At 64.4% G+C, this 20,068-nt stretch carries 24 protein-coding genes; 10 read left to right on the top strand and 14 right to left on the bottom strand.

Annotated elements, in window-relative coordinates; translation table 11 throughout:
- Positions 1-12 precede the first annotated feature (12 nt).
- On the bottom strand, positions 13-360 hold the full coding sequence (locus ACSQ3Z_RS13700) for an ArsR/SmtB family transcription factor (protein WP_436171778.1): 348 nt from the start codon (positions 358-360) through the stop codon (positions 13-15).
- A 110-nt stretch (positions 361-470) separates the two neighbouring features.
- Positions 471-2,048 (bottom strand): LysM peptidoglycan-binding domain-containing protein, encoded by a 1,578-nt coding sequence (locus ACSQ3Z_RS13695; RefSeq protein WP_436171777.1) that lies wholly within the window; start codon positions 2,046-2,048, stop codon positions 471-473.
- 111 nt (positions 2,049-2,159) lie between these two features.
- On the opposite strand from ACSQ3Z_RS13695, the gene ACSQ3Z_RS13690 reads away from it, so the two are divergent.
- The gene (locus ACSQ3Z_RS13690) at positions 2,160-2,771 is read left to right on the top strand and encodes a TIGR00730 family Rossman fold protein (RefSeq protein WP_120016576.1); all 612 of its coding nucleotides are present in this window, start codon (positions 2,160-2,162) and stop codon (positions 2,769-2,771) included.
- 92 nt (positions 2,772-2,863) lie between these two features.
- Here the strand turns inward: ACSQ3Z_RS13690 and ACSQ3Z_RS13685 are convergent, their stop codons facing one another.
- Entirely contained in the window at positions 2,864-3,754 is an 891-nt protein-coding gene (locus tag ACSQ3Z_RS13685; protein ID WP_436171776.1) for a LysR substrate-binding domain-containing protein, read from the bottom strand.
- A gap of 117 nt (positions 3,755-3,871) precedes the next feature.
- Between ACSQ3Z_RS13685 and ACSQ3Z_RS13680 the strand changes: the two genes are divergently transcribed.
- The gene (locus ACSQ3Z_RS13680; RefSeq protein ID WP_006202272.1) at positions 3,872-4,162 is read left to right on the top strand and encodes a muconolactone Delta-isomerase family protein; all 291 of its coding nucleotides are present in this window, start codon (positions 3,872-3,874) and stop codon (positions 4,160-4,162) included.
- Between the two features lie 148 nt (positions 4,163-4,310).
- Positions 4,311-5,309, top strand: a complete 999-nt coding sequence (locus ACSQ3Z_RS13675) for a transporter (protein WP_436171775.1) — start codon at positions 4,311-4,313, stop codon at positions 5,307-5,309.
- Positions 5,310-5,321: 12 nt separating this feature from the next.
- Here ACSQ3Z_RS13675 and ACSQ3Z_RS13670 read toward each other — a convergent pair whose 3' ends face one another.
- From ACSQ3Z_RS13670 to cysS, 9 genes are all read right to left on the bottom strand, one after another.
- Complete coding sequence (locus tag ACSQ3Z_RS13670) at positions 5,322-6,008, bottom strand: glutathione S-transferase family protein (protein WP_436171774.1); 687 nt, start codon at positions 6,006-6,008, stop codon at positions 5,322-5,324.
- A 16-nt stretch (positions 6,009-6,024) separates the two neighbouring features.
- On the bottom strand, positions 6,025-6,954 hold the full coding sequence (rarD, locus tag ACSQ3Z_RS13665) for an EamA family transporter RarD (RefSeq protein WP_436171773.1): 930 nt from the start codon (positions 6,952-6,954) through the stop codon (positions 6,025-6,027).
- A 136-nt stretch (positions 6,955-7,090) separates the two neighbouring features.
- Positions 7,091-7,630 (bottom strand): hypothetical protein, encoded by a 540-nt coding sequence (locus ACSQ3Z_RS13660; protein WP_436171772.1) that lies wholly within the window; start codon positions 7,628-7,630, stop codon positions 7,091-7,093.
- 4 nt (positions 7,631-7,634) lie between these two features.
- Positions 7,635-9,257 (bottom strand): citramalate synthase, encoded by a 1,623-nt coding sequence (cimA, locus tag ACSQ3Z_RS13655; protein ID WP_436171771.1) that lies wholly within the window; start codon positions 9,255-9,257, stop codon positions 7,635-7,637.
- Positions 9,254-10,204: a prolyl aminopeptidase gene (gene pip / locus ACSQ3Z_RS13650; protein WP_436171770.1), complete on the bottom strand. Its 951-nt coding sequence runs from the start codon at positions 10,202-10,204 to the stop codon at positions 9,254-9,256. Before pip ends, cimA begins: the two co-directional genes overlap by 4 nt.
- The gene (locus tag ACSQ3Z_RS13645) at positions 10,201-10,677 is read right to left on the bottom strand and encodes a GFA family protein (RefSeq protein WP_436171769.1); all 477 of its coding nucleotides are present in this window, start codon (positions 10,675-10,677) and stop codon (positions 10,201-10,203) included. Before ACSQ3Z_RS13645 ends, pip begins: the two co-directional genes overlap by 4 nt.
- Complete coding sequence (locus tag ACSQ3Z_RS13640; RefSeq protein WP_436171916.1) at positions 10,674-11,165, bottom strand: GFA family protein; 492 nt, start codon at positions 11,163-11,165, stop codon at positions 10,674-10,676. The genes ACSQ3Z_RS13645 and ACSQ3Z_RS13640 overlap by 4 nt, the downstream gene beginning before the upstream one ends.
- A gap of 9 nt (positions 11,166-11,174) precedes the next feature.
- Positions 11,175-11,561, bottom strand: a complete 387-nt coding sequence (locus tag ACSQ3Z_RS13635; protein ID WP_436171768.1) for a VOC family protein — start codon at positions 11,559-11,561, stop codon at positions 11,175-11,177.
- Entirely contained in the window at positions 11,558-13,006 is a 1,449-nt protein-coding gene (cysS, locus tag ACSQ3Z_RS13630) for a cysteine--tRNA ligase (RefSeq protein ID WP_436171767.1), read from the bottom strand. The genes ACSQ3Z_RS13635 and cysS overlap by 4 nt, the downstream gene beginning before the upstream one ends.
- A gap of 385 nt (positions 13,007-13,391) precedes the next feature.
- Between cysS and ACSQ3Z_RS13625 the strand changes: the two genes are divergently transcribed.
- Positions 13,392-13,547 carry a hypothetical protein gene (locus ACSQ3Z_RS13625; protein WP_095086527.1) on the top strand — a complete coding sequence of 52 codons (156 nt, stop codon included), beginning with the start codon at positions 13,392-13,394 and terminating at the stop codon, positions 13,545-13,547.
- Between the two features lie 64 nt (positions 13,548-13,611).
- On the opposite strand, the gene ACSQ3Z_RS13620 is transcribed toward ACSQ3Z_RS13625, so the two are convergent.
- Entirely contained in the window at positions 13,612-14,373 is a 762-nt protein-coding gene (locus ACSQ3Z_RS13620; protein WP_436171766.1) for an SOS response-associated peptidase, read from the bottom strand.
- Between the two features lie 112 nt (positions 14,374-14,485).
- Here ACSQ3Z_RS13620 and ACSQ3Z_RS13615 point away from each other — a divergent pair, with 112 nt between their 5' ends.
- The 4 genes from ACSQ3Z_RS13615 to ACSQ3Z_RS13600 all read left to right on the top strand — a co-directional run bounded on the left by ACSQ3Z_RS13615 (position 14,486) and on the right by ACSQ3Z_RS13600 (position 16,981).
- On the top strand, positions 14,486-14,920 hold the full coding sequence (locus tag ACSQ3Z_RS13615) for an NUDIX hydrolase (protein WP_436171765.1): 435 nt from the start codon (positions 14,486-14,488) through the stop codon (positions 14,918-14,920).
- A gap of 42 nt (positions 14,921-14,962) precedes the next feature.
- The gene (locus ACSQ3Z_RS13610) at positions 14,963-15,334 is read left to right on the top strand and encodes a TIGR02301 family protein (RefSeq protein ID WP_436171764.1); all 372 of its coding nucleotides are present in this window, start codon (positions 14,963-14,965) and stop codon (positions 15,332-15,334) included.
- A 351-nt stretch (positions 15,335-15,685) separates the two neighbouring features.
- Positions 15,686-15,943 carry a hypothetical protein gene (locus ACSQ3Z_RS13605; RefSeq protein ID WP_006202258.1) on the top strand — a complete coding sequence of 86 codons (258 nt, stop codon included), beginning with the start codon at positions 15,686-15,688 and terminating at the stop codon, positions 15,941-15,943.
- Between the two features lie 234 nt (positions 15,944-16,177).
- Positions 16,178-16,981: a hypothetical protein gene (locus ACSQ3Z_RS13600; RefSeq protein ID WP_436171763.1), complete on the top strand. Its 804-nt coding sequence runs from the start codon at positions 16,178-16,180 to the stop codon at positions 16,979-16,981.
- A gap of 150 nt (positions 16,982-17,131) precedes the next feature.
- Here the strand turns inward: ACSQ3Z_RS13600 and ACSQ3Z_RS13595 are convergent, their stop codons facing one another.
- Positions 17,132-18,463 carry a dihydroorotase gene (locus ACSQ3Z_RS13595; RefSeq protein WP_436171762.1) on the bottom strand — a complete coding sequence of 444 codons (1,332 nt, stop codon included), beginning with the start codon at positions 18,461-18,463 and terminating at the stop codon, positions 17,132-17,134.
- An 83-nt stretch (positions 18,464-18,546) separates the two neighbouring features.
- On the opposite strand from ACSQ3Z_RS13595, the gene ygfZ reads away from it, so the two are divergent.
- Both ygfZ and ACSQ3Z_RS13585 read left to right on the top strand, forming a co-directional pair.
- Positions 18,547-19,407 (top strand): CAF17-like 4Fe-4S cluster assembly/insertion protein YgfZ, encoded by an 861-nt coding sequence (gene ygfZ, locus ACSQ3Z_RS13590; RefSeq protein ID WP_436171761.1) that lies wholly within the window; start codon positions 18,547-18,549, stop codon positions 19,405-19,407.
- Positions 19,407-20,045, top strand: a complete 639-nt coding sequence (locus ACSQ3Z_RS13585; RefSeq protein WP_436171760.1) for a hydrolase — start codon at positions 19,407-19,409, stop codon at positions 20,043-20,045. The genes ygfZ and ACSQ3Z_RS13585 overlap by 1 nt, the downstream gene beginning before the upstream one ends.
- Positions 20,046-20,068 lie beyond the last annotated feature (23 nt).

Genomic DNA, 20,068 nt, shown 5'->3' with positions numbered 1-20,068 from the left:
GCCTTCTTATTTTTAGCCGCCGGAACAGCAGGAATCGACCAGTGCCGCGAGCGACGCCGACACATCGGCGAGTGCGGCGTGGTCAACTTCATAACGCGAACGCTGGCGATCGGGCTCGAAGCGCACAAGGCCGGCTTCGACCAGTATCTTCAAATGCTGGGACACGGTGGATTGCGCCAGGTCGAGATGGTCGACGACCTCGCGGCAGCAGCAGGAGCGGCTGGCCGAAAGGCGCTTGAGGATCTCGATGCGCGCCGGATGCGAAAGCGCGGCAAACCGGGCCGCGACAATGCGGCTGTCGGGGGTGCAGGTGGGTAGCGCGCTCGTCGCGCGGTCTGGTTCAGCGGGGGATTCGGCCATCGTTCATCGGCGATAGACGATGAACGATGATGGGGCAAGCTATGCCGATGGGTAGGTCGGCAGAACTGCCTATCTCCCCCCTCGTGGGGGAGATGTCCGGCAGGACCGCCTTAATTCGCCTTGGCCGGGGGTGCCGTCATCTGGTCGCCCATTGCCTTGAGGTCGGCGTCCTCGCCTTCCTTCGACTTTTGCGGGACCTTGAACACCTGTCCCGGCCAGATGCGGTCGGGATCGCGGATCTGGTCCTGATTGGCGAGATAGATGGTCGAATAGCGCACGCCACGGCCATAGACGCGCCGCGAGATCCGCCACAGCGTATCGTTGCGGCGGATGATGACGGAGCCGTCGGCAGGTTCGAGCTTGGGCGCCACCGTCTCGGGCACGGCGGGCGTCGCCGCCGCCACCTCGGCGGGAGCCTCGGCCGCGGGTGCCGCGGGGGCTGTCGCGTCAGCGGCTGCAGGCGGCGTGGCCGGCTCCGTTGCAGGTGCAGGTTCGGCTGCCGGCGCGGCCGGTGCTTCGGTCACGGTTCCCGGCGCGGCAGGCTTTGGCTCGGCAGGCTTGGTTTCGGCTGGCTTGGTTTCGGCTGGGGCGACGGCGGCGACCGACTCGCCCGGCTCGCGTTCGAACGGCACGGCGGCGCGGGCCACCACCTTGACCCCGTCGGCGTCGAGGCCATCGACATGGATGGTGTAGCTGCCGACCGGAATGTCGCGCATCGCCTCGACCAGGAAATGGCCGTCGGGCGAGGTCAGCGCGTCGCCGAGCAGGATGTCGTTGGCATAGGCGCGCACCTTGCGGCCGGGATCGGCGACGCCGGCGACGAAGATTTTGTTGCCGTCGATCTCGACGGCCTCAACGACGATCTTGGGCTCGGCAACCGATGCGGCGGGCGGCGCCGCAGGCGCTGCGGGCGCCGGTGCGGCTTCAACAGTGGCAGGCGCGGCCGGCGCTGGCGCTGCCGCAGCAGGCGCTTCGGACGCCGGTGCCGGGGTCGCCGGCGCGGCCACCTGGTCTCCGGTGGCGGGTGCGGCGGGCTTGGTGTCGGGCGCAGGGACGGTGAGCAGCTCGGACGGCTTGCCGGGCTCCTCGACCATGGCCAGCACCTGGCCGGCGGGATTCTGCGGGATCGAGACGACGGCGGTCTGCGCCGAGGCGGTCACGACGTCACCGGTCGTCGAGCGCAGCGTGATCGTATAGTCGCCGGGCTTCAGCGGATCGTCGAGGACGATGGCAAAGGCGCCATCGGCACCGGCGACCGTCGAGCCGAGGACCGTCGCACCGTTGAGGATCTCGACCTTGGAATTGGGCGCCGCGTTGCCGGCGACGACGATCGAGCCGTTGCCTTCGACACGCACGACATCGAAGGTCGGGGCGATCGGCCCGGCGGCGGCGGGAGCCGCAGGCGCTGCGGCCGGCGCCGCCGGAGCCTCTGCCGCGGGCGCCGCCGGAGCAGCGGGTGCTGCGGCGTCGGTGGCAGGTGCCGGTGCCGCTGGCAACCGGCCTTCGGTGCCCGGATCGGCCGGTTTTGTTTCCGCCGGCTTGGTGTCGGCCGGCGCAAGTGCTGCGATCTCCGCCGGCGGTGTGTGATTGAGATACGGGTCGAGCGCGCCCGAAACATAGGCGGTTCCTGCGGCCGCTACGGTCCCACCCGCTGCGAACAGAAACGCCTTCAGAGGATTAATTGCCATAAGTCCTGCCCCTTAGCCACCTAACGCCGGTCTAGCCTGTTTTGGTGAGTCCGACAAGAAAAAGCCCGCCCGGGCTTGACCCCGTCTGCCGTCCCTATCACCAATCATCACATGAACACGATTCGATCCGTCTGCGTCTATTGCGGCTCGTCTCCGGGCCGCGATGAAACCTATGCCAAGGCCGGACATCTGCTCGGCCGCTCGCTCGCCAGGTCCGGCCTGCGGCTGATCTATGGCGGCGGCACCAAAGGCATCATGGGCGCCGTCGCCGAAGGCGCGCTCAAGGCCGGTGGCAAGGTGACGGGCATCATTCCGCGCTTCCTGATCAACAGGGAAGCAACCGAAACCGCGCTTGACCGGCTCGACGAGCTCGTGATCACCGACAACATGCACGAGCGCAAGCACAGGATGTTCGAAAAATCCGACGCCTTTGTGGCACTGCCGGGCGGCATCGGCACGGTCGAGGAAATCGTCGAGATCATGACCTGGGGCCAGCTCGGCCATCACCGCAAGCCGATCGTGTTCGCCAACATCAAGGGGTTCTGGGATCCGATGCTTTCGCTGCTCGACCATATGTCGGCGGAAGGCTTCATCCACACGGCGCAGCGGGTCAAGCCGCTGGTGGTCGAGGATCCCGAAGCGATCGTCGCCGCCATCATGGTGGCGGGATCCTCGGTCGATGCACCGACCGAGGGTGTGCAGTCGGTGATTGATAAGATGTAGGGAGTGAATAGTGAATAGTGAATAGTGAATAGTGAATAGTGAAGTGCAAGACCGCGCAAACCGGCGCCTGTCTATTCACTACTGACTACCGACTATTCACTCTTCCCTACTGCCTTCCTTAAATCCGCAATCACCACGCGCTTGTCCTGACGCCGCCAGGCGAGATGGATCGAGACGGTGCGCTCGAACCAGGGCAAATCGCGAAAGACGATCCCGGACGGTGCGGCGCTTTGCAGGCTGGCCTGCACCGTCGCCAGGCCGAGCCCGGCGCTGACCAAGCCGAGCGAGGTCAGCGGATCGGCCGTCTCGTAGGCGATTTCGGGCATGAAGCCGGCCTTGGCGCAGGCGGCCAGGAACTGGCCGCGGTTGGTGTCGTCCGGCTGGCGCACCACGGTGATCCAGGTGCGGCCGTCGAGATGATGCGAAAGGATGTCGGCGACATGGGCAAGCGGATCGCCTTGCGGCATCGCCAGCACAAGCGGTTCGCGCCTTACGAGCAACGAGGCAATGTCGGGATCATCATCGGCCGGCGGCGAATAGACGAGGCCGAGGTCGAGCGTGCGCCGGCGCAGTCCATCGATCTGTGCGGCCGAGCGCTGGCTCATCAATCGCAGATGGAAGTCGGGCCTGTCGCGGCGAAACTGCCTGAGCATTCCGGCGACCAGCCCGGCATGCACCGCGCCCTCGACATAGCCGATGGCGAGACGGCCGGCAGCACCGCTCGCGAGATCGCGGCCAAGCTCCTCCAGGCGCCGCGCATTGGCCAGCAGCGCGCGGGCCTCAGCAAGGAAGGCCTGTCCCTCCGCATTGAGATGAACCCGCTGCTTTGCCCGTTCGAACAGGACGACACCCAGTTGCGCCTCGAGCTGCATGATCTGCCGGCTCAGGGGCGACTGCGAAATATGCAGCAGTTCGGCGGCGCGGCCGACATTGCCGGCCTCGGCCACGGCGACGAAATAGCGAAGCTGGCGCAGGTCGAACATTTTTTCCCCTGAAGCTAGTCCTTTCAGGTCTCAACTTTAGCCTAATCAGTCTTGGACTGTCTGGCCAGTGGCGGCGACACTGTCGCCATCCCAAACCGGAACCCACAGGAGACCCCCATGCAGTTCTTTGCCCTTCTCACCCGCAACACCGAAAAGTTCAGCGACGCCGATTTCGCGCCGCTGCTGCCCGGCGAAGCCGAGCAACGCCGCACGCTCTACGCCGAAGGTGCGGTGCGCCAGGTGTGGAACCGCGGCGACATTCCGGGCAGCGGCATGATGTTCGAGGCCGGCAGCGACGCCGACGTGCGCGGCCATCTCGCCACCTTGCCGCTGGTCAGGGCCGGCATGATGGACATTGCCGCGGTGGTGCCGCTCAACCCCTATCCCGGCTTCGGACCGAAGCGCTGAGCGGAATCAAACGGCGTGGCCGGCGGCGCTCGCCAGACTGTGATCGGCTGTCAAGAAACCGTCACACGAAACCGGGCTGCCGCATGCTAGGAATTTCGCAGCCTGCCCGTGCCGGCTGTCTTGGAAACCTGCATTTGGCGAAGCGACCATGAATATCGCTGTCAACCCGGAAGGCAGCGACCTGTCTCCCTACCTGCCCGACGAGCACGGGCTGTTCTTCGTCTATCATTTCACCGCCGATGGCGTGCGAACGAAGGATGCGGCGCAAGCGCACTGGACCTGGCGCAGCTACCAGCTGTCCGACTTGCGCGCGCGCCAGGAGATCGCCAGCGAGGAAGCCTTGCCGGCGCCGGTGCGCGAGGCATTCCTGACCTCGAACCATGGCTGCCACATCGACCTCGAGGACGACTGGCTCTATGGCGACCTGCCGGATCTGCGCCACGACTATTCGGCGGAGGCGCGCGGCCTCGGCCATTTCCGCTTCGCCCTCAACGACACGATGCTGATCGGCGCCCGTAAGCAGCCATTGGAGTCGGTCGACAATATCCGCAAGGCTGTCGAGAGCGGATCGCGCAAGTTCCGCTCGCCTGCGGAACTGATCGAGGCTGTCGTTGGCCAGTCGTTCGACGGCATGGCGGCCGAACTCGCTGTGCTAGGTGACAATCTCGACGGCATAGAAGATCGCATTGTCCGCGATGCGTGGCACAGCGAGCGGCAGGCGCTGGTCGATGCGCGCCGGCAACTGGTGGTGATCCACCGGCAGATGGCGACGCTGACCAGCCTGTTTCGACATCTCGACCATTCGCATCGCAACGATTTGCCTGACTCGATCAACGACATGGCCGCACGGCTCTCCCACCGGGCACACACGCTCTATCACGACGGCGAACAATTGCAGGCCCGCACCCGGCTGCTGCAGGACGAGCTGATGGCCAAGCTGACGATGCAGTCGAATCAGCTGCTCTACATACTGTCTGTCATGACGGCGGTGCTTTTGCCGATGACCATCATTTCGGGCCTGTTCGGCATGAATGTCGGCGGCCTGCCGCTGGTCGACACGCCGATGGGATTCTGGGTTGTGACGGCAGTGGCGCTGTTTGTCGCCGCGGCCGTCTATCTCTTCGTCAGGCGGCTTGGGCGGATGTAGCGCACCGTCCTGCTACGCCGTCGCCCGCAGATCCCTTGTGATGGTGCCGGCGGCGCGGACTTCCGCCTCATGGTCGGGCTCGCGCCATGTCTCAACAAGGCCTGCTTCATACCATTCACGCATCGCCGGCAGGTCGAGCAACCGCGCCGGATAGTCAGCAGCCGCGCCCTCGAAAGACAGGCCGTAGGACTGCGCCCGAAACGCCACCGGCGCAAAGAAGGCATCGACTGCGGTGAAATGGTCGCCGGCCAGGAACGGCCCGCCGAAGCGGGCAAGGCCGTCATTCCACAGATCGCCAAGGCGGAAAAGGTCGTGCTTCAGCGCATCGGACATCGCAAACGGCTCGACGCGCAGGCCGCAACTCATCGGGCATAGGTTGCGCAGCGCAGTAAAGCTCGAATGCATCTCGGCGGCGGCCGAGCGCGCCCAGGCGCGCGCCTTGGCTTCGACCGGCCAGACGCCATGATGGCGCTCGGCGAGATATTCGACGATGGCCAGCGAATCCCAGACCGCCCAGCCCTCGTCGACCAGGCACGGCACCCGGCCGCTGGGTGAGAACGGCCGGAACAGATCCCAGCTCGATCCGGTCGGGAATGGCGTCAGCCGCTCCTCGAACGGGATGCCGAGGCTGCGCATCAGCACCCACGGCCGCAGCGACCATGACGAATAGTTCTTGTTGGCGATATGCAGAACGTACATCGGAAACCCCTTGCCCCTACCGAGTTGCCGGTGCCGCCGGCCGGATCTCGCGGCCGCGGAACATCGACCAGCTATACATCGCCAGCGCCGTCCAGATCAGCGCGAAGGCCATCGCCTGGGTGCCGCCAAACGGCTCGCCGAAAACCAGTACGGCGATCAGGAAAACCATGGTCGGTGCGATGTACTGCATGATGCCGATGGTGGAGAGGCGCAGCAGCCTGGCGCCGAAGGCGAACAGCAGCAGCGGCACGGCCGTCACCGGGCCGCAGCCGACGAGCAGCGCCGTGTCGTTGGCGGTGCTGGAGACGAAATGGTCCTGCCCGGTGGCGATCAGATAGGCGATGTAGCAAAGAGCCGGCACCGAAAGCAGCAGCACTTCCAGCAGAAAGCCCTGGCTCGGGCCGATCGGCAGCGTCTTGCGGAAGAAGCCGTAGGCAGCGAAGGAGAAGGCCAGCGCCAGCGACACCCAGGGCAGCTTGCCGCCCTCGATGGTCAGCACCGTGACCGCGACCGCGGCCAGCACCACCGCCGCGATCTGCAGCCGGTCCAGCCGCTCGCCCAGCAGCACCGCGCCGACCACGACCACCACCAGCGGGTTGATGTAATAGCCGAGCGCGGTCTCGACGGTGCGGTCGACGGCGATCGCCCAGACATAGATGCCCCAGTTGACCGAGATCAGCGTCGCCGTCAGCGCCGCCATGGCGATGCTGCGCGGCGAACGGATCGCCGCCTTGAAATCGGCGGTGCGACCAGCCCAGACCAGAACGGCCGCGGCGATCGGCACCGACCAGACGATGCGGTGGGCTATGACTTCGATGAGCGGCAGATGCGCCACCGCCTTCATGTAGAAGGGCAGCGTCCCCCACAGGAGATAGGCGCCCAGCGCAAGCATAAAGCCGCGGCGCGCCTTGGCGTCATCATCGAGGTGAGCTGTTTCGGTAACCATGGCCCAACGCTATGCGCCAGCGGGCTTGCCAAGACCATCGCAAATTTCTGATGGATCAATGGACTTCCGCTGATGGTTCAAGGGCTCTCCCTTCGGCCCCTGCGTCTCCACAGCCACGGCGACAAACTTTGTCCGCTCACTGCTCGGCTGACTTCTCGACTAGCTCGAAGAAGAGCCTGTCGGGCGCCCCCTCATCGTGTCTGAAGCCCGTCAACTCCGCCGCAAGGTCGAGGGGAATGTCGAAAACGAAGTCGACCTCCGGGCGTTCGGCATCTTCCTTGTCCTGTTTTGAAAAGGCCTGTTGTCTGATGGTCTCGAAGGAAGCCGGAAGATCGCCTGTGGTATGCAGGTCCCTGACATTTTTGTCGCCACTATGCCACGCTCTCCAGATGATCTTTCCGTCGCGCCAGAACTCGGCGCGCGCGAACATCACATGGTCTTCTATGTGCACCACAACCATTTCCCGCCCTTGGGAAAACACGGAGAGATAGCTGTCAGGAGGGTTGGGAAAGCTGCAGTAGCCGAGGATGATAATCGCCCAATTCTTTTCACTGAGATACGCGTTTATCGGTGAATCGAAGTCTTCGGATGAACCGCCGACTTCCCTCCCGAACAAGGCCGCGGCTTCCTTTACCTGGTAGCCGCGAAAGCCAAGCCAGCTTATCGAGAAGCCCACGCGCTCACTCCGCCGCTACCAGCCCCGCCATGTCGCGGTTCTTCATCAGCTTGTAGACGATCGAATCCATCAGAGCCTGGAAGGAGGCGTCGATGATGTTTTCCGAGACGCCCACCGTCCACCAGCGGGCGCCGCTCGCATCATGCGATTCGATCAGCACGCGGGTGATCGCCTCGGTGCCGCCGTTGAGGATACGCACCTTGAAGTCGGCGAGTTCGAGATCGGCGATCTCGTTCTGGTACTTGCCGAGATCCTTGCGCAGCGCGATGTCGAGCGCATTGACCGGGCCATGGCCTTCCGCCACCGACATCTTCTCCTCGCCGTCGACCATCACTTTGACGATCGCTTCCGAGACCGTCTTCAGCTGGCCGTTGGCGTCGAAGCGGCGCTCGACCATGCAGCGGAACGAGGTGACGTTGAAGAACTCCGGCAGGCCGTGCAGCATCTTGCGCGCCAGGAGCTCGAAGCTGGCGTCGGCGCCTTCGTAGGCATAGCCCTCGGCCTCGCGTTCCTTGACCACCGCAATCAGCGCGTCGAGCCGGTGATCGTCCCTCGGCACGTCGATGCCGCGCCGCTTCAGCTCGGCGAGGAAATTGGCCTTGCCGCCCTGGTCCGAGACCATGACGCGGCGACGGTTGCCGACCGCCTCCGGCGGCACGTGCTCGTAGGTCGCCGGCTCCTTGGCGAGCGCGGAGGCATGGATGCCGGCCTTGGTGGCGAAGGCCGACGCCCCGACATAGGGCGCCTGCGCTTCAGGCGCTCGGTTCAGGAGTTCATCGAAGGCGCGGGACAGGCGGGAAATGCCGGTCAGCGCCTCGGCCGAGATGCCTGTTTCGAAGCGGTCGGCGAAGGCCGGCTTCAGTGCCAGCGTCGGCACGATGGAGATCAGATTGGCGTTGCCGCAGCGCTCGCCGATACCGTTCAGCGTGCCTTGGATCTGACGCACGCCGGCCTCGACGGCGGCGAGGGAATTCGCCACCGCCTGGCCGGTGTCGTCATGGGCATGGATGCCGAGATGATCACCGGGGATTCCGGCAGCGATGACCTTGTCGACGATGGCACGCACTTCCGAAGGCTGCGTGCCGCCATTGGTGTCGCACAGCACCACCCAGCGGGCGCCGGCGTCATAGGCGGTCTTGGCGCAGGCCATCGCATACTCCGGATTGGCCTTGAAGCCGTCGAAGAAATGCTCGCAATCGACCATGGCTTCCTTGGCCGCACCGGTCGCCGCTTCAACGGAAGCCTTGATGGATTCGAGGTTCTCCTCGTTGGTGCAGCCGAGCGCGACGCGGACATGATAGTCCCAGCTCTTGGCGACGAAGCAGATGGCGTCGGACTTCGACTGCACGAGTGCTGCAAGACCAGGGTCGTTGGACGCCGACACCCCGGCCCGCTTGGTCATGCCGAAGGCGACGAATTTTGCGCTTTGTGTGCGCTTCTGCTGGAAGAAGGCCGTGTCGGTCGGGTTGGCGCCGGGATAGCCGCCCTCGACATAGTCGATGCCGAACTCGTCGAGCAGCTTGGCGATGGCGATCTTGTCCTCGACGGAGAAATCGATGCCCGGCGTCTGCTGGCCATCGCGAAGGGTGGTGTCGAAGAGGTAGAGGCGCTCGCGAGCCATGGTCATTTCCCCGCAAACCGGTCGGTCGCCCGGATCAGCCGATCGAGGATGCCAGGCTCCGAATAGGCGTGGCCAGCACCCTCGATCAGATGGAAATCCGCCTTCGGCCAAGCCTTGTGCAGCGCCCAGGCATAGCGCGCCGGGCACGGCATGTCGTAGCGGCCGTGGACGATGGTGCCGGGGATGTCCTTCAGCTTCCACGCGTCACGCAGCAACTGCCCCTCCTCCAGCCAGCCGGCATGGACGAAGTAATGGTTCTCGATGCGGGCGAAGGCGACGGCGTAGTCGTCCTCGCCAAACTTGCCGCTGGTCTCCGGCTCCGGCAACAGCGTGATCGTCTCGCCTTCCCACAGGCTCCAGGCAAGGGCGGCCTCGACCTGTGCCTTGCGGTCGGACCCGACCAGCCGCTTGCGGTAGGCTGCCATCATGTCGCCGCGCTCGGCTTCGGGGATCGGCGCCAAAAAACGCTCCCACTTGTCGGGGAACATTTCCGAGACGCCGAACTGATAATACCATTCGAGTTCGGCACGGGTCAGCGTGTAGATGCCGCGCACCACGAGTTCGCTGACCCTTTCAGGGTGCGTCTCGGCATAGGCGAGCGCCAGTGTCGAACCCCAGGAGCCGCCGAACACCAGCCATTTGTCGAACCCACACATTTCACGCAGGCGCTCGATATCGGCGATCAGGTGCCAGGTGGTGTTGGCATCCAGCGAAGCATTGGGCGTCGATTTTCCGCAGCCGCGCTGGTCGAACAGGATGACGTCGTAGAGTTTCGGATCGAACAGGCGACGATGCTTGGGCGAGATGGTGCCGCCCGGTCCGCCATGCAGGAACACCGCCGGCTTGGCGCCCCTGGTGCCGGAGCGCTCCCAATAGACCTGGTGACCGTCGCCGACATCGAGCATGCCGGACTCGTAGGCCTCGATCTCCGGATAGAGGGTACGCAAACTCATAGTTTCAGGCCCTGCTGCGGCCAGTTGGCCGTCTCGTGGTCCGGATGCTGGAAGGAGATGATCTGCTCCTGCCTTGCGTAATAGTCGGGGTCGTCGTGCACCGGCGCCTCGAAGATCTTTTCCACCCAGGGCAGCCGTGCCGCGTAGTTGACCTGGATCTGCGGCGCGAGATCCGAGCGGTCGTCGAAGGCGCCGATGGCGATCTCCAGCCCGCCCGGTTGGCGGTAGGTCAGCGGCGTGCCGCAGCGAGCACAGAAGCCGCGGTCGATATTGACCGACGATTGGAAGTAGCTCGGCTCCTCGCGCACCCATTCGACGCCGTCCTTGGGCGCTGTCACCAGCGCGCCGAAGAAGGAGCCGAACTGCTTTTGGCACATGCGGCAATGGCAGATGGACGGGCGTCCGAGCGCCCCTTTGATGCGGAAGCGCACGGCACCGCATTGGCAGCCGCCTGTTCGAACGGTCTCGGTCATGATCTTTCCTTCGGTGGCCATTGTTCGGTGTCGTGGTCGGGATGCTGGTAGGAGACAAGCTCGGCCAGATAGGGGGCGGACGAGATGTCGGTCGAGGTATCCTCGCCCGGCAATCGCGGGATGGCATCGACATAGGGCAACTTTGCCTCGATGCCCCACTGGATGGTCGGCGCGATGCCGGCCGGATCATCGAAGGCGGCAATCGCCAGCGCCATGCCGTCGGGCGCCTCGAAGGTCAGCGGCGTGCCGCAATCGGCGCAGAAGCCACGCCAGGCGGCATTGGACGAGCGAAAACGCTTCGGCTCGCCGCGCGTCCAGTCCACCTTCGCACCGCGCACCGAAACCAGCGGCAGGTAGAAATTGCCGCTCGCCTTCTGGCACATGCGGCAATGGCAGATCGAGGCGTCGCCAAGTGCGCCCTCGACGCGGAAGCGCACCGCGCCGCACTGGCAGCCGCCCGTGTAGACCGGCCGATTGTCGAGGCTCATCATGGCCCGTCACTCCGGATCATGGCAGACGGCCTCGACGTTGTTGCCGTCGGGATCGAAAACGAAGGCGCCGTAATAGTTCGGGTGATAGTGCGGGCGCAGGCCCGGCCCGCCATTGTCCCTGCCGCCGGCGGCAAGGGCTGCGGCATGGAAGGCATCGACCTCGGCGCGGCTGCGCGCGGTGAAGGCGACATGCTGGCGGTCCCTCGGTCTGTCCTTGCCGGTGCTCAGCCAGAACACCGGCCGATCCCGGCCATAGCCGCCGACCTTGGCGCCGCCGGTGTATTCTTCGGGAACCATGTAGAGCAGCGAGGCGCCAAGCGGTGCCATCGCCTTGTCGTAGAACGCTTTCGAGGCGTCGAAATCGGAAACGGTGATGCCGAGATGGTCGATCATCTTTTTACCTCCCAAGTGGTGATGCGCTCGCCGGTGATCGGATCCTTGCCATCCTTCAACTGCACGCCTTGCGCCAAAAGCTCGTCGCGGATGCGGTCGGCTTCGGCCCAGTTCTTGGCGCCGATCAGTTCCAGGCGTTTGGCTATAGCTTTGGCGATCGCGGCCTCGTCCACCTTGGCCGTACCGACATCGAAGCCGAGGAAGGCAAGGGCGGCCTTCAGCGAAGCGGCGGCGGCGTTGTCGCCACCGCCGGCATCCAGCGCCTCGCTGGCAAGCTGCGTCAGCCGCTGGAAGGCGGCATAGGTGGCTAGATCGTCCGACAGCGCTTCCACGACTTCGGCCGGCAGTTGCAGCGCCGCTGTCGGCGCCAGGTCCGCCGCCCGCTTCCATTTGCGCAGCGTATTTTCCGCCTCCTCCAGCTTGCGCACCGAAAAGTCGATCGGCTCGCGGTAATGCGTCATCAGCATTGCCAGCCGCAGCACCTCGCCCGGCCATTTGCGGCCGCCGAAGGTCTCGGTCTCCAAAAGTTCGTGGATCGAGTAAAAATTGCCGAGGCTCTTCGACATCTTCTGCCCCTCGACCTGCAGGAAGCCGTTGTGCATCCACACATTGGCCATGACATCGGTGCCGTGGGCGCAACGCGACTGGGCGATCTCGTTCTCGTGGTGCGGGAAGATCAGGTCGAGGCCGCCGCCATGGATGTCGAAGACTTCGCCGAGATAGGCGGCCGACATGGCCGAGCATTCGATGTGCCAGCCCGGCCGGCCCCTGCCCCATGGGCCGTCCCAGCCCGGCTCTTCCGGCGAGGACAGTTTCCACAGCACGAAATCACCGGGGTTCTTCTTGTGCGCGTCGACGGCGATGCGGGCGCCGGCCTGCTGCTCGTCGAGATTGCGTTTCGACAACTGGCCATAGTCGGGCATCGAGGCGGTGTCGAACAGCACTTCGCCCGCCGCGACATAGGCATGGCCACGCTCGATCAGACGCAAGATCAGCGTGATCATGTCGGCCTTGCCGTCGGCACGCGGCTCGACGAATTCGGTGGCGCGCGGCTCGACCGTCGGCTCCAGGCAGCCGAGCGTCGCCACATCCTTGTGATACTGGTCGGCGGTCTTTTCGGTGACCCGCCGGATCGCCTCGTTGAGTGAGAGTTTTCCCGAAGCAATCTTGTCGCCGAAATCGCGCAGCGCGCGGGCGTTTATCTTGTCGTCGACATCCGTGATGTTGCGCACATACGTGACGTGGCTTTCGCCATAGAGATGACGCAGCAAACGGAACAGCACGTCGAAGACGATCACGGGTCGCGCATTGCCGATATGGGCAAAGTCGTAGACCGTCGGGCCGCAGACATACATGCGCACGTTCAGCGGATCGATCGGGACGAAATCGTCCTTGGTCCGCGTCAGCGTGTTGTAGAGGCTGAGACCCTTCGATGCGTCAGACATGCGTGCCTTCCCGGTCCGTTAGTTTCTGGATGGGCTTGCGCCGAGGCGCAAACCGGATTCCAGCCTGCTGGCCGGGGCGTTTGTCCAATCTGGGGAAAGATGAGGCGAAAACGTCCGGACCAGCGCGAGGCTAGCCAATAGTGCAAATGCCACAAATGGCGAAAAACGTTTTCATGCGCGGCTTTATCGCCTTGCCCGGTGTTGCCGTCAAGTCGCAACATCAGCCAAAAGAGTCGGTGGATCACGGGAAATGAGGCACTGAAACATTTTATTAAACATGTCGGCACAGTCATGAAACATTCGCCGGCTAGGTCACCAGACGTCACGATTTGGTCGGAATCGGCCATCAAACGCAGACACGGAAATGTTACCAGGGAAGAGAGCAATGCCCCGAACCAAGCAGGAATCCAACCGCGCCAAGCAACCGGCGCTCGCCAGCCACTACCGTGCGATCGGCCCGGCCGCTATCGTCGCCGCCCTTCTCCACACCGCGAAGAAGAAGAAGCCGGCGCAGAAGATCGTTTCGCCGCGGGCTGCCTGAACAGGCATGCAGCCGCGCCGAGCGCTGGCAGGTGAAGGCGTTGAAGCGCGCCGCCAAATCAGCTTCAAAATAGGGTCATCTGACTTTCGTCCGCGCCAGGCTTCTGGCGCCTGACCTTCTCGGGCTCCGGCCTGACGACGCCCCGCTCCTGAATCTCCGGTCCGGTGTTGGCGACCTTGTTGACGAGGTCGGAAACAGGGATCGCTTCGAAGAAATCAAGCGGTGCGGGCCGCAGGAGGTCTACCACGTCGCGTGGCTCCTGGGTGCGGCAGTCCAGCCAGCGGTCGAAATCCTCACGCGCGATCACCACCGGCATGCGGTCGTGGATATGGGCGATATCGGCATTGGCGTGCACGGTGAGGATGGCACCGGTATCCATCTCCGAGCCGCCCGGTTCGGCATAGGTCTCGACCAGCCCGGCGAAGGCGACGAGCCCGCCATGCTTCGGACGGATCCAATAAGGCTGGCCTTTCTTGCCGGCAGTTTGCCGCCACTCGTAAAAGCCTGAAGCCGGCACCAAAGCGCGGCGATGGCGCATGGCGGCTTTAAACGAGGCCCTTTCCGCCGCCCCTTCCGAGCGAGCGTTGAACAGCAGCGGAAACTCTCTGGTATCCTTGACCCACGCCGGGATCAGCCCCCAGCGCACCAGCATCGCCTGCCGGTCCGGCAGGTTCGAGCCCGGTGCACGCGGCGGTCCCGCAAGCGCCATCAGCACGGGCTGCGTCGGCGCGATGTTGTAGCGCGCCGGAAAATCCTCCAACTCCGCCAAGCCGAGAAGAGCCGCGGTCTGGTCCGGCGTCGCGGTCAAGGCAAAGCGTCCGCACATTGGCAAGCTCGTTGAATTGATCAGGCGCGAAAGTGGCGATGGAACCGGCGTTGCGCAACCGCTAAAGCTGTTTGCTTCCTGCTGGTCCACAAGGGCTGCAGATCGAGGATTGATGGACGAGAAGCGAAAGACACTTCCAGCAGTCTCGGTTGCCGTCGTGCGCGGCGACACGGTGTTGCTGGTCAAGCGGGCAAGGCCGCCCTCGCAAGGGGTTTATGCCTTTCCGGGCGGCAAGGTCGAGCCCGGCGAGACGCTTGCGCAAGCGGCGGCCCGCGAATTGCTTGAAGAGACCGGGCTGCTGGCCGAGGACTATCGTCCGCTGCACGAAATTCACATCGACGGCAGCGGCGAGAATCACCCGGTCGACTATCTCCTGACGGTGTTCGGCGCCACCTATGCCGGCGGCGAGGCGACGGCCAGCGACGATGCCGAGACCGCCGCTTTCTATACGCTCGACGAGACGGCTGCGATGCCGCTCGCCGATGCGGTGTTTGTTGTGGCGGAACAGTTGCTCGGCGCCAACAAGGGTGCTGGCGCCTGGCCATGAGAATCGTCTTGCGGGCGACAAATTGTTTGGCCACAAAGCCTGATGACCCGTGCCTCGCTGTTTCTCGCCGCATGCCTCGCCGCCAGCACCGCCATGCGGCCGGCTTTGGCCACCGAGGCGCCGTTCGAGCCTGGGCTGATGCGGCTGGCGGAAGTTCTGGGTTCGCTGCATTTCCTGCGCAATTTGTGCGGCGAGAAGGGCGACCAATGGCGGGTCGAGATGGAAAAGCTGCTCGATTCGGAAAATCCCGATCCCGAGCGGCGCGCCCGCTTCATCGCCAGCTTCAACCGCGGCTACCGCTCCTTCGGCGGCACCTACACGCAATGCACGGCGTCGGCGATAGAAGCCATCAGCCGCTATACCAAGGAAGGCGAGACGCTGACGCGCGACATCGCCTCGCGCTACGGCAACTGACCGGCATCCGGGTTGCTGTCCCGTTCGATACCAACAGGCTTTTCACCGCTCCCTGCTTGTGTCACCGACGTCTTGGTGCAATTCTGATGTTGCACTTCTGCAACTATATTAACGAAACGTTAGCGCGCGGATGTGGAATTAACTCAAACTGAAGGTTTTGATGCCGCTCGCCGGTCTAATCGGCTAAGTTTGAAAACGATCGAAGGCAGGTTTTTGCAACGCGACGGACTTTGTAGAGCACGACCAAAAAAATGTCGTATTTACAAACAGTTACTGAGACCTGCGCATGAAGGGACAGCCCAAGCCTGATCCGCACCCACGGATCGCCGCTTGAAAAGGGTGGACATCGCAATGGAACATGCCGTCAACGACATCGACGCGTTGGTCAGGGAAGAAAAGCGCCTGACTGCCGTGGAAAGCCACAGCGAGGCCTGGGCGGAAGGGTTGTCGGCCGGAATCGAGCCCGAGATTATTGCCGAGGCGGCGCTGGAAACCGCGTTCGGCGAGATGCTGCGCGCCAATGGCGAGACCTCGGCCCTTGCCCTGCTCGACCGCATGCGGGAAAAGGTGGTCGCTGGCGCTTTCGAGCCGGAGCGGCTGCGACACTAGACGCCGCGCGTCCCTTGAACGACGTACGGTTCTTTGACGATGGCGCGCCGTTTGGGCTCATGCCCGAACATCCGGACAGGCTCGGGGCGCTTGAACGGCCCGGAAAGCCCGGGCACTAGAGCGGTTCAGCTTTTGATAGAATCGCCGACCCGCTCTAGGTATTTGTTTTTACGCAATTCCGGACGGAAAACCGCTATGCACTTTTCCTGGAATTGCTCTAAGGAGAGGCAGGCGGTGAATTTTTCGACGTCAGGCCAGCCGCGTGGCCTGGTTTACAGAATCTGGCTCGCCGCTTTCTGCGCCGCGGTTCCGCTGGCGCTCTGTCTCACGACCAGCCCGGCTCGCGCGCTGAGTGAGATCAAGCGCGAGGAGCTTCCCTCACCCATCACGCCACCCGCCAACAATGACATGGCCCCGCCCGGAAGCGCCGTGCCGGCGCAGGATCCGCTTGGTACGACCCCGCCCGCAGCCAAGGAGCCGACGCCTGCCGACGAGCCCGAAAAGAGCGAGCCTGAGGGACCAGCGAACGATGGCGGCGTGGCCACCCCACGCACCGACCCGGAGACGCCGCTGCCGGAAGTCGTCTACGACCTCACCAAGCTGCCCGAGCCGGTCAGGCGCATGCACGACCTGATCGTAGAGGCCTGCCGGAGCGGCGACATCGAGAAGCTCAGGCCGTTGATCGGCACCGGCGATCAGATGACGCAATTGTCGCTGGGCGACATCGACGGCGACCCGATTGCTTTCCTCAAGGGGTTGTCCGGTGACGGCGAAGGCCAGGAGATCCTGGCCATCATGGAAGAGGTGCTTAGCGCCGGCTACGTCCATGTCGATGCAGGCACGCCGCAGGAACTCTACGTCTGGCCGTATTTCTTCGCGCTGCCGCTCGACAAGCTCGACGCCAAGCAGCGGGTCGAGTTGTTCAAGATCGTCACCGCCGGCGACTTTGACGGCATGAAACAATTCGGCGCCTATATCTTCTACCGTGTCGGCATCACGCCGACCGGGCAGTGGATGTTCTTCGTCGCCGGGGATTGAGCTTCGCCAGCTATCGACGCGGATGGATAGGGCCGTTGTCGATATCCGCATCCGGCCAGATGCGAATGCCTTCCCGCGGGGCGCGATTTCTGCGTTCATAGCGCTCTCGACATAGTGCCGAGCGCTTAAAAAATCCGACGCCGTAGGTGCCTAGCCCTGCAGCGCCTCGGAAAACTCCACCGCCTTGCCCTGGCTGGGCGTGACGATCTCGCCTTCCCACATGACGCGCCGGCCGCGCACGACGGTGCCGACCGGCCAGCCGGTCACTTGCTTGCCATCATAAGGCGTCCAGCCGGCCTTGGAGCCCACCTGGGCGTTGGTGATAGTTTCGCGTCGCTTCAAATCGACAATGGTGAAATCGGCATCGTAGCCGGCGGCGATGCGGCCTTTCCTGGCCATGCCGAAGATGCGTTGCGGACCGTGGCTGGAGAGATCGACGAAGCGCTGCAGGGTCAGGCGGCCGGCATTGACGTGGTCGAGCATGATCGGCACCAGCGTCTGCACGCCGGCCATGCCCGATGGTGAGGCCGGATAGGGCTTTGCCTTCTCGGCCAGCGTATGCGGGGCGTGGTCGGAGCCGAGCACGTCGACGATGCCTTGCTGAATGCCATGCCAAACGCCGTCGCGGTGGCGCGCGGCGCGCACCGGCGGGTTCATCTGGATCAGCGTGCCCAGACGCGCATAGTCGTCGGCGGCGAGCGTCAGGTGATGCGGCGTCGCCTCGCAGGTCGCGACGTCCTTGTGCTGCTCGAGGAACAAAATCTCCTCGGCGGTCGAGATGTGCAGCACATGGATGCGGGCGCGGGTCTTTCGTGCGATGCGCACCAGGCGCTCGGTGCAGCGCAGTGCCGCGATCTCGTCGCGCCAGACGGGATGCGATGACGGGTCGCCTTCGATGCGCTCACCCAGCCGCTCGCGCAGGCGGAACTCGTCCTCCGAATGGAAAGCCGCACGGCGGCGCGTGTTGCTGAGGATCGCGGCAACGCCCTCGTCGTCCTCGACCAGAAGGTCGCCAGTGGACGAGCCCATGAACACTTTTATTCCGGCCGCGCCCGGCAGCCGTTCGAGCTCGCCCACGTCGCCGGCATTGTCGCGGGTGCCGCCGACCCAGAAGGCAAAGTCGCAATGCATGCGGCCTGAGGCGCGACGCACCTTGTCGGCAAGTGCTGCCTCGCTGGTGGTGAGCGGGTTGGTGTTGGGCATCTCGAACACGGCCGTGACGCCGCCGAGCACCGCCGCGCGCGAACCCGTCTCCAAATCTTCCTTGTGCTCCAGCCCCGGCTCGCGGAAATGCACCTGGCTGTCGACGACGCCGGGCAGGATGTGCAGGCCGCGGCAGTCGATCGTCTCACCGGCCGAGGCCTGGGCGAGATCGCCGATTGCCGCGATACGGCCGTCCTTGACGCCGACATCGCGAAGACCCTCGCCGTCATGGTTGACCACCGTGCCGCCTGTCAGGATGAGGTCGTAAGTGCTGGCCATGCGGGTCCGGTCTCTTGCGGGGGGAGTATCAGCGGCTTACGTAAAGGCCGACCATTTTGCAAGATCAGGCTTTTGTCCACCCCATGCTCATTGCCCTGCTGACAGACCGCGCGCTCATTTCCGTATCAGGCCCGGACGCCGAGAATTTTTTGCAGAACATCCTCACCACCGACCTTGATGCGCTGGCTGCCGGCGAGGCCAAGCCGGGCGCGCTGCTTTCGCCGCAAGGCAAGATCCTGTTCGATTTCCTGATCTCGCGTGCCGGAGAGAATGCCCTGCGGCTCGACTGCCGAGCCGAAGTTGCCGACGATTTCGTACGCCGGCTGATGCTCTACCGCTTGCGCGCCAAGGTTGGGATTGCCAAGGCCGATCAGGCGCTTGTCAGCGTCGCGTGGGGAAGTGATTCAATCGCTTCACATTCTGATTCAACCGAAGTTTCCGACACGCGCTTCCGCGACATTGCCGTCAGGCGCAGATATGGCAGCGCGGCCGAGGGCGGCGATGCCGCCGCATGGCAGGCTCTGCGCATCGCCCACGGCATTGCCGAAAGCGGCAGCGACTATGCGCTCGGCGATGCCTTTCCACATGACGTGCTGCTCGACGAGACCGGCGGCGTCGGCTTCAAGAAAGGCTGCTATGTCGGCCAGGAGGTGGTCTCGCGAATGCAGCATCGCGGCACCGCCAGGCGGCGCGTGCTGATCGCCTCGGCGCAAGCTCCCCTGCCCGCGCCCGGCACGGAACTGACGGTCTCCGAACGGCCGGTTGGAACGCTCGGCTCGACCCAAGGGGCTGCAGGTCTCGCCATTGCTCGCATCGATCGGGTCAAGACGGCGCTCGACGCTGGACAGTCGGTCATGGCTGGCGACGTCGCGGTGACGCTCGCCATACCGGCCTGGGCGAAGTTCGGCTTTCCGCAGGATGCCGCCGGCGCGGAGGAGGCCTGATGGCGGCCGACCGCGCCGGGGCGCCGCCACGCGCCTGGCAGCGTATGCTGTCGGGACGGCGGCTTGACCTGCTCGACCCCTCGCCACTCGACATCGAGATATCCGACATCGCGCACGGGCTTGCCCGCGTCGCCCGCTGGAACGGCCAGACCAGCGGGGAGCATGCCTTTTCGGTCGCCCAGCATTCGCTGCTGGTCGAGGCGCTGTTTTCCGAACTGGTGCCGGCAGCTTCGGCCGGCGCCCGGCTGGCGGCGTTGCTGCACGATGCACCGGAATATGTCATCGGCGACATGATCTCACCGTTCAAATCTGTGATGGGCGGCTCCTACAAGGACTGCGAGCTGAGGCTGCAACGCGCCATCCACCTGCGCTTTTCGCTGCCGGCCGAGCTTGGTGCCGGCCTGCGCAAGGAGATCAAGCGCGCCGACCAGATCGCCGCCTACTACGAGGCGACGCTGCTTGCAGGCTTCTCCACCCGCGAGGCGACGGAGTTCTTCGGTCGCCCGCGCGGCTTCAACGCCGACCGCTTCGATTTCACGCCGCGCTCTGTGACCTGGGCGCAGGCCGCATTCCTCAAGCGGTTTTCGGCGCTCGAAGCGAAGCGTCAGGCAACGGTTACCGTGCATTCGGCTGAGTGAACGAACGCTAAATTAACCGGCGA

Source organism: Mesorhizobium sp. LjNodule214 (genome assembly GCF_964252735.1).
In the GTDB taxonomy this organism is placed as follows: Bacteria; Pseudomonadota; Alphaproteobacteria; order Rhizobiales; family Rhizobiaceae; genus Mesorhizobium.
This window is presented reverse-complemented; position numbering and strand designations above follow the sequence as displayed.